The organism is Oscillochloris sp. ZM17-4 (assembly GCF_019599295.1).
Lineage (GTDB): Bacteria > Chloroflexota > Chloroflexia > Chloroflexales > Chloroflexaceae > Oscillochloris.
The window spans coordinates 24,288-32,584 of the sequence record NZ_JAIEWN010000021.1; the positions used below are offsets into that span (position 1 = coordinate 24,288).

Below are 8,297 nucleotides of genomic sequence, written 5' to 3' on the forward strand. Positions count from 1 at the left end.
TCCGGCTATCGGCTATCGCCTACTTCGTGTTGATCCTAAAGACGCGATACAGCGGGCAGACGCCAATGGCCCCAGTGGCTAGAGCGATCACCCCCAGCAGGCCGACGATAATCTGCCAGACCCCGCCGAGGAAGATGAAGGCCACGCCCAGCAGCAGCACGCCCACCGCCAGCCGCACCACCCGATCAATCGACCCCTCATTCAGCCATGCTTCCATAACTCGCCTCCTGCTCGCTATCAGTGTCATAGTGGCACCACACTACACCTATAGATGCAGCGTTGGCATCGTACGTTACACGGGCGTCGCGCCCGTCATCGTGCGCAGGCCGCGCATGAGCCGCTCGGTCAGCTCGGCCATGCTGCGCCGGCCAAAGAGCCGCACATAGTCGGCTACCGCAACGAGCGGGCCAGGGTCGGCCCCGCCATTCCGCTCGCGCAGGTACCAGCGGTGGTCCATGATCCAGCGGTAGAGGTCGGCCTCGGTGCGCCCCGGGAAGAAGCGCAGGGCCTGCTGCTCGCGCAGCACCTCGGCCACCGGCCGGTAGACCTCATTATACCAGCTGACCACCGCCTCATCACGATCGACGGGTCTGTCACGCTCAAGCCCCATATAGTAGCGGTGAGCGTTGATATGCCTGACCAGATCGAGGTAGCCGCCCGGCTCGCTGAACTCGATCAGCTGGCCAGGGCACAGCTCCGCCAGATTCGTCCAGGCCAGAAAGTCGCTGTACTCCTCCTTAAGCAGCATGCTGCGCATATCTAGGTCGGGCGTCAGGGGCACATCCACCGTCAGCTCGGTGACAATGGCGTCGATCTCGATCTGGCCGCGCTGGCGGGCCACCGAGATGCGGTGGTGCCCGTCCTTCACAAAGTAGATATCGCCCAGCTTGTAGAGGTCCACCGCCGGGAGGCCGACATCCTCATAGTAGGCGCGGTCGACGCTCATCCAGCGGAAGCGGGTGGCGTCGGTGCGCGGCGCGAAGCGGCGGTCGAAGTCCGCGTAGCGGCCCTCGCTGCCGATAATCGTGCTGATGAGCACCGTCTGGTGGCCGAGGTAGTGCTGTCCGCGCACATGCAGGCGGGCGCGGACCTCCTCAAAGGGGAGCAGCTCGTTCGAGCTGCGGGTGATGATCGTCAGGAGCTGCGCGATGAAGGCCGAGCGCCTGGCCTTGTGGAAGTCCTCGCGCGTGTTGCTGGAGACCCAGGACATATGCATATCCTCCCAGTCGCGCCGCACTCCTTCGTGGAAGGCCTGTCTGACGATGACGGGGCATACGCGTAGCCTGTATTGTATCGGTGTACCTACCGCGTGAAGCGTATCACGATGCGTAGACAATTGCAAGAGGTACTATTTGGAGGGGAAAGACGCCGCACCCGTATGAGCCATAGCGATAGGGGAGTCATGGTATACTTGAGCCAATGACTGCGGCTCAGAGGCCGCATCGCCGGACAGACACCCGGCCCCATCGCGCAGCGCGCGATGGGGCCACATCGTGGAGCAGACATCACTGATGGACCAGTCCTACTACACCACCCGCCTAGAGGCTCTGACCGCACGGCTGGAGGCGCTCGGGCCGCGCATCGAGCGCGCACGCCATGCGGTGCTTCGCCTGGAGACAGAGCAGGTGCCCGCCGGAGGGACGGCCGCCGCCCGCGCGGCGCAGCTCTCGGCCGCGCGCACGATGGCCGCCACCCTTGAGAGCCGCGACCGCCAGCTGCGGATCGCCGAGGCCGCGCTGCGCGCCGAGCTCGCCGCCGCCTGACCGCGCTGAGCGCACCTGTCGTCACAGATCCGTGCTCGGCCACGCGCCCAGCGCGGATCTGTGGTATGGCGCACCCCTTCTCCTATGTTGGCTGGTGCCAGGTAGGCATAGCTTGCACTGGTTCTACTGCGGCGTGGCTACGTCACGACGCAGCAGAACCAGTTTTTTGTGGGAGGATGCACCACATTTCCTACCTGTTCTGTGGCATAATAGGCCCACAGCTAACGAGCAATCAAGGGCCATAATTCATTGTCCATCAGCGATACGCCGCCGCTCACCCGTTGATGTGGTGTAGACACCTGATCACCACTGAGAAGCAGATGACCCCGCCCGACTCACATCCCGCACCTGGCGCGAACCGACGGGCCGGCGGCCCCGCATCGCAGCCGCCGATCTCCACGCCCGGGGGTGTCGCCGGCGTCACGGCCACGATGGTCGGGCGCGACGGCGCGCTCCAGCAGCTGCTCGCCCGGCTCTACGAGCTGCTCGACGGCGGCGACGCCCAGCTGATCACGATCCTCGGCGACCCCGGCATCGGCAAGACGCGCCTGGCGTTCGAGTTCTACCAGCAGCTGTCGCGCCTGCCCGAGCCGCTGCGCTTCTACCGCTTCAAGGCGGACATCCAGCGCATCGCCCAGCCCTACGGCATGGTGCGCCAGATGATCGCGGCCCTCTTCGAGCTCGATGAGAACGACCACCACGAGGCCACGATCGCCCGGCTGGAGCGGGGTGTCACCGCGATGCTCGGCGAGGGCCGCTTCGAGGACGCCCATATCCTCGGATTCCTCGCCGGCCTCGAGCTCGACGAGAGCCCCCACCTCAGCGGGCTGCGCCACAATGTGCGCGCGATCCGCGACCGCGCCATCCAGATCGCGATGCAGCTGATCGTGCGGATCACCGCGCACGCGCCCATGGTGCTGATGATCGATGACGTACAGGATGTCGACGACAGCTCGCTGGATATGATCGAGCATGCCGCTCAGATCAGCGCCGGGGAGAGCCTAATGATCATCTGCCTGGCCCAGCGCCGCCTGATCGAGCGGCGGCCGCGCTGGGGCGAGGGGGCGCCGGGGGCGGCGCTGATCGAGCTTCAGCCGCTCGATGAGCACCAGAGCCGCCGGCTCGTCGGCGAGATCCTGCGCAAGGCCGGCAAGCTGCCGCCCGACCTGCGGAACCTGATCGTCAGCCGCGCCGCAGGCAACCCGCTCTACGTCGAGGAGCTGATCAAGATGCTGGTCGCCGACGGCGTGATCGTCCCCGCGCCGGACAAGTGGCAGATCCAGGTCGGCCGCCTGCCGCGCCTGCGCATCCCATCGACCCTGACGGAGCTGCTGCGCGCGCGGCTCCAGTCGCTGAGCAGGGCCGAGCGGGCCTACCTCGCCGCCGCGTCGGTCTCCGGCAGCTCCTTCTGGGCGGGCGCGGCCGCCGCGATGGCCGGGTACGACGAGCCCCGCAGCGCAGCCGTCGAGGCCATCCTGCGCGCCCTCGAGTCATCGTACGCGCTGATCGTGCCCCAGCCCGAGCCGGCGCTGCGCGGCGAGCGCGAGTACCGCTTCAGCCACGACCTGATGCGCGAGGTGATCTACGAGCAGATCGCCCCCGAGCAGCGCGCCACCTACCATCGCCGAATGGCCGACTGGCTGATCGCCAACAGCGGCGACCGCGCCGACAGCTACGCCGGCCTGATCGCCGACCACTACGAGCGCGGCGGCGACCTCCGCTATGCGGGGCACTGGCAGGCCCGCGCCGCAGCCCAGGCCCGCGCCGCCTATGTGCTCGACACGGCGATCACCCACTACCAGCACGCCATCCAGCTCCTGGCCGGCTACCCTGAGGCGGCCGCCGATCTGCTCGTGGCCTACGCCGAGCTCGGCCAATCCCAGTTTGAGGCCGCGCGCTTCGCCGACGCCAACGCGAGCTTCCGCCAGACCCGCGAGCTCGCCCGCCAGGCCGGCGACCGGCAGGCCGAGGCCCGCGCGCTGGAGCGCCTCGCCGCCATCGCCGATGATATGTCGGACCTGCACGCGATGCTCGACTACGCCCAGCAGGCGCTCGACCTGGCCCGCGCGGCCGACGACCCGACCCAGATCGTGATGAGCATGGCCGATATGAGCATGGCCAACCTCCGGCTCGGCGACACCCAGCGCGGGCTCGATCTGGCCCAGGAGGCCCTGGTCATCGCCCAGCAGGCCGGCTATGGTGCGGGCATCGCCAAGTGCCTCGGCCATATCGCCCTCACCTACGAGCAGCTTGGCGACATGGCGACCGCGCTGCGCTACACCCACGAGGCGGTGGCCCGCTTCCGCGAGCTCGGCGACCTGACCGAGATGACGATGCAGATCAATAACCTGGGCTATATTGCCAACGCCCAGGGCGACTTCGCCAGCGCCCGGGCCTTCCTTGAGGAGGGCCTGCACGTCGCCCGCGAGACCGGCATTCGCAATATGGAGATCTACCTGCTGAGCAACCTGGGCACAAGCCTGGTGGGCATGGGGAGCTACGTCGAGGCGGAGGAGGTAGTCAGGCGCGGCATCCAGATATGTGAGCAGAGCCGGATCAAGCCCTTCCCCGACTTCTACCGCGACCTCTCGGCCGTCTACCTGCACCAGGGGCGGGTGATCGAGGCGGTCGAGGCCGCCCAGCGCGGGCTCAACCTGGCCCGCGACGCGGTGGACCCGCGCGAGGTTGGGGTCTCCTGGCGCGCGCTCGGCGCGGCTATGGCCGAGCTCGCGGAGCCCCTCGGCGCGGCGCTCTGCTTTGTCGAGAGCGCGCGCCTCCTCGATACGCCCGGGCTGATCGCCGACAGGGGCCGCACCCTGCGCGCCTGGGCCGCCCACGAGCTGCGGAGCGGCGACCCGGATCGCGGCCGCGCGCTCCAGGATCAGGCCCGCGCGCTCTTTGTGCAGGCCGGGCTGACCCACGAGATTGAGCGCACCCCCGATGCGCTCTAGCGCAAATGCTGAATGTTAAATGTTGAATGCTGAATACTGGCAGTTCAACATTCAGCATTTAGACAAGGTTCAAGCCAGCCTGACAATTTGGTGGCACATATCGCTTGTTGATGCACTCCACCTGTACCCTGTACCCTGTACCCTGTACCCTGTACCCTGTACCCAAAAAGGACACCTCTATGCGCGGGCCAAGCCAGAGCTGGATCGAGGTCTTCCCCGGCGTCCACCGCCACCGCCTGGTGGCGAGCGAGCAGATCTACCAGATGGAGGTGCGCCTCGATGTCGGCAGCGCGGTGCCGCTGCACCAGCACCCCCAGGAGCAGATCTCCTACGTCGTGAGCGGCCGGCTGCGCTTCCAGGTCGGCGACGCGCTGATCGAGGCCGCGCCGGGAAGCTCGGTGGCCATCCCCGGCGACACGCCCCACGCCGTCTGGACGCTGGAGGAGAGCCTGGTGATCGACACCTTCGCGCCCACCCGCGCCGATTACCTCGCCGCCGACGGCGACTGAGCGGAGCGGATGTCTGACCCAAGCTTTGGTACAATACCGAGCGTACCACGGCACAGAGAAAGAGGAAGCGATGACGCTCACCCATGGATTTACGCTCGTCCGCGACGAGCATATCGCCGAGCTTAACACCCAGGCCCGCATCTACCGCCACGCGAAGACCGGGGCCGAGCTGCTCTCGCTCGCCAACGACGACGAGAACAAGTGCTTCGGCGTCACCTTCCGCACCCCGCCCGCGGACTCTACCGGGGTCGCCCATATCCTTGAGCACTCGGTGCTCTGCGGCTCGCGCAAGTACCCGGTCAAGGAGCCCTTCGTCGAGCTGCTCAAGAGCTCGCTCAAAACCTTCCTCAACGCCTTCACCTACCCGGATAAGACCTGCTACCCGGTGGCCTCCACCAACCTGCGCGACTTCTACAACCTGGTGGATGTCTACCTCGACGCGGTGTTCTTCCCGCGGATCACGCCCGAGATCCTCCAGCAGGAGGGCTGGCACTACGAGCTGGAGAAGAAGGACGACCCGCTGATCTTCAAGGGCGTGGTCTTCAACGAGATGAAGGGCGCCTACTCGTCGCCCGACGGCACCTTCAGCCGCTACGCCCAGCAGTCGCTCTTCCCCGACACCGCCTACGGCCACTCGTCGGGCGGCGACCCGAAGGCCATCCCGGACCTGAGCTACGAGCAGTTCAAGCAGTTCCACAGCACGCTCTACCACCCCTCGAACGCCCGGCTCTTCTTCTACGGCGACGACCCGGAGGATGAGCGGCTGCGCCTGCTCGACGCCTACCTGTGCCTGTTCGAGCCGATCACGCCGCCCTCGCAGATCGGCGCGCAGGCACCCTTCGCGGCCCCGCGCTCGCTGGAGCACCGCTACAGCTCGGACGACGACAGCGGCAAGAAGGCGATGGTCTCGCTCAACTGGATGATCGGGGCCGAGCAGGACGTGCAGCGCATCCTGGCGCTCGACCTGCTGGGCTACATCCTGCTCGGCAACGCCGGCGCGCCGCTGCGCAAGGCGCTGATCGACTCGGGGCTCGGCGAGGATCTGACCGGCAGCGGCTATAACGATGGGCTGCTCCAGCACACCTTCGCCGTCGGCCTGAAGGGGATCGACCCCGCCGACGCCGAGAAGGTCGAGGCGCTGATCCTGGGCACCCTGGGGCGGCTGGCCGACGAGGGGATCGACCAGGAGACGATCGCCGCCGCCCTAAACACCTTCGAGTTCAGCCTGCGCGAGAACAACACCGGCTCCTTCCCGCGCGGCCTGAGCCTGATGCTGCGCGCGCTCGGCACCTGGCTCTACGAGGGCGACCCGCTGGCCCCGCTGCGCTTCGAGGCGCCCATGGCCGCCATCCGGGCCGCCCTCGACGGCGGCGAGCGGCTCTTCGAGGGGCTCATCCGCAGCGCCCTGCTGGAGAACACCCACCGCACCCGCGTGCTGCTGCGGCCCGACCCGGAGCTGGCCGAGCGCGACGCCGCCGAGGAGCGCGCCCGCCTCGACGCCGCCCGCGCCGCCATGAGCGACGCGGAGCTGGAGGCGGTGATCGCCGAGACCCACGCCCTCAAGGAGATGCAGGAGCGGGCCGACCCGCCCGAGGAGCTGGCGAAGATCCCGACCCTGACCCTGGCCGACATCGAGCGCGAGGGCAAGAGCCTGCCCACCGCCGAGCACCGCCTGGGCGATGTCAGCGTCCTGCACCACGACCTCTTCACCAACGGGATCGTCTACCTGAATGTGGCCTTCGACCTGAAGGCCCTGCCGGTGGAGCTGCTGCCCTACGTGCCGCTCTTCGGCCGCGCCCTCACCGAGATGGGCACCGAGACGGAGGACTTCGTCCGGCTGCTCCAGCGCATCGGCCGCGACACCGGCGGCGTCGGCGCGGGGGCGACCACGGCCACCACCGTCGGCGGCCGCGAGGCGATCGGCTACCTGATGGTCTCTGGCAAGTCCACCCTGGAGCAGGCCGGCGCGCTGCTCGGCATCATGCGCGACATCCTGCTCACGGTGAGGCTCGACAACCGCGAGCGCTTCAAGCAGATGGTGCTGCGCTCGAAGGCCGGGCGCGAGTCGAGCCTGGTGCCGAGCGGGCACGGCTACGCCCGCCAGCGCCTCTCCGCGCACCTCTCCCCGGCCGAGTGGGTGGACGAGCAGATGGGCGGCATCAACGGCCTATTCTTCATCCGCGAGCTTGAGCGGCGCATCGACAGCGACTGGGCTGGCGTCCTGGCCGACCTGGAGGCGGTCCGCCGCCACCTGGTGAACGCCAGCGGCATGTTCGTCAACGTGACCCTGGACGAGGCCGGCTACGCGGAGCTGGCCCCGCAGCTGAGCGAGTTCCTGGCCCAGCTGCCGACGGCCCCCTACGCCCCGGCCGCCTGGGGCGTGACGCCGGCCGGCCCCTTCGAGGGGCTGACCATCCCGGCCAAGGTGAACTACGTCGCCAAGGGGGCCAACCTCTACGACCTGGGGATCACGCCGGGCGGCTCGGCGTCGGTGGCGGTGAAGCTGCTCAACACCGCCTACCTCTGGGATAAGGTGCGCGTGCAGGGCGGGGCCTACGGCGGGTTCTGCGGCTTCAACCGCAACACCGGCGTCTTCACCTACACCTCCTACCGCGACCCGAACCTGCTGGCGACCCTGGATATCTACGACCGCACGGGGGACTTCCTGCGCGGCCTGGCGCTAGACAAGATGGCCCTGGAGCGGGCGATCATCGGCACGATCAGCGACATCGACGGCTACCAGCTGCCCGACGCCAAGGGCAGCACGGCCATGTGGCGGCACCTGCTCGGCGCCACCGACGCCTACCGCCAGGGGCTGCGCGAGCAGATCCTCGACGCCACTGAGGCCGACCTGAAGGCCTTCGCCGACGCCGTGGACGCCGTGCGCGAGCAGGGGATCATCGCCGTGGTCGGGTCGGCCGAGGCGGTCGAGGCGGCCAACAAGGAGCGGCCGGGGCTGTTGACGCCCGTGCGTGTGTTGTGATTGGAGGACGCCCGCATAATTATGTAGGGCCGAAGCATCGCATGATGATATGTAGGGCCGAAGTAGGGCCGAAGCATCGCACCAGCTCCTG

At 68.0% G+C, this 8,297-nt stretch carries 6 protein-coding genes; 4 read left to right on the forward strand and 2 right to left on the reverse strand.

Annotated elements, in window-relative coordinates; all coding sequences use genetic code 11:
• Positions 1–19: 19 nt before the first annotated feature.
• Complete coding sequence (locus tag K2Z83_RS15900) at positions 20–217, reverse strand: DUF2892 domain-containing protein (RefSeq protein ID WP_220596174.1); 198 nt, start codon at positions 215–217, stop codon at positions 20–22.
• A 75-nt stretch (positions 218–292) separates the two neighbouring features.
• A complete protein-coding gene (locus tag K2Z83_RS15905) occupies positions 293–1,210 on the reverse strand; it encodes a DUF4032 domain-containing protein (protein ID WP_220596175.1) in 918 nt (305 codons plus the stop codon).
• A 283-nt stretch (positions 1,211–1,493) separates the two neighbouring features.
• On the opposite strand from K2Z83_RS15905, the gene K2Z83_RS15910 reads away from it, so the two are divergent.
• The 4 genes from K2Z83_RS15910 to K2Z83_RS15925 all read left to right on the forward strand — a co-directional run bounded on the left by K2Z83_RS15910 (position 1,494) and on the right by K2Z83_RS15925 (position 8,206).
• Positions 1,494–1,763: a hypothetical protein gene (locus K2Z83_RS15910; RefSeq protein WP_370650192.1), complete on the forward strand. Its 270-nt coding sequence runs from the start codon at positions 1,494–1,496 to the stop codon at positions 1,761–1,763.
• 320 nt (positions 1,764–2,083) lie between these two features.
• On the forward strand, positions 2,084–4,714 hold the full coding sequence (locus tag K2Z83_RS15915) for an AAA family ATPase (RefSeq protein WP_220596176.1): 2,631 nt from the start codon (positions 2,084–2,086) through the stop codon (positions 4,712–4,714).
• Positions 4,715–4,893: 179 nt separating this feature from the next.
• Positions 4,894–5,223 (forward strand): cupin domain-containing protein, encoded by a 330-nt coding sequence (locus K2Z83_RS15920; RefSeq protein ID WP_220596177.1) that lies wholly within the window; start codon positions 4,894–4,896, stop codon positions 5,221–5,223.
• A gap of 70 nt (positions 5,224–5,293) precedes the next feature.
• The gene (locus K2Z83_RS15925) at positions 5,294–8,206 is read left to right on the forward strand and encodes an insulinase family protein (protein ID WP_220596178.1); all 2,913 of its coding nucleotides are present in this window, start codon (positions 5,294–5,296) and stop codon (positions 8,204–8,206) included.
• Positions 8,207–8,297 lie beyond the last annotated feature (91 nt).

Coding starts and splice junctions, on each gene's coding strand:
- K2Z83_RS15920 (WP_220596177.1), top strand. CDS start 4,894: ATGCGCGGGCCAAGCCAGAGCTGGATCGAGGTCTTCCCCGGCGTCCAC.
- K2Z83_RS15900 (WP_220596174.1), bottom strand. CDS start 217: ATGGAAGCATGGCTGAATGAGGGGTCGATTGATCGGGTGGTGCGGCTG.
- K2Z83_RS15925 (WP_220596178.1), top strand. CDS start 5,294: ATGACGCTCACCCATGGATTTACGCTCGTCCGCGACGAGCATATCGCC.
- K2Z83_RS15915 (WP_220596176.1), top strand. CDS start 2,084: ATGACCCCGCCCGACTCACATCCCGCACCTGGCGCGAACCGACGGGCC.
- K2Z83_RS15905 (WP_220596175.1), bottom strand. CDS start 1,210: ATGTCCTGGGTCTCCAGCAACACGCGCGAGGACTTCCACAAGGCCAGG.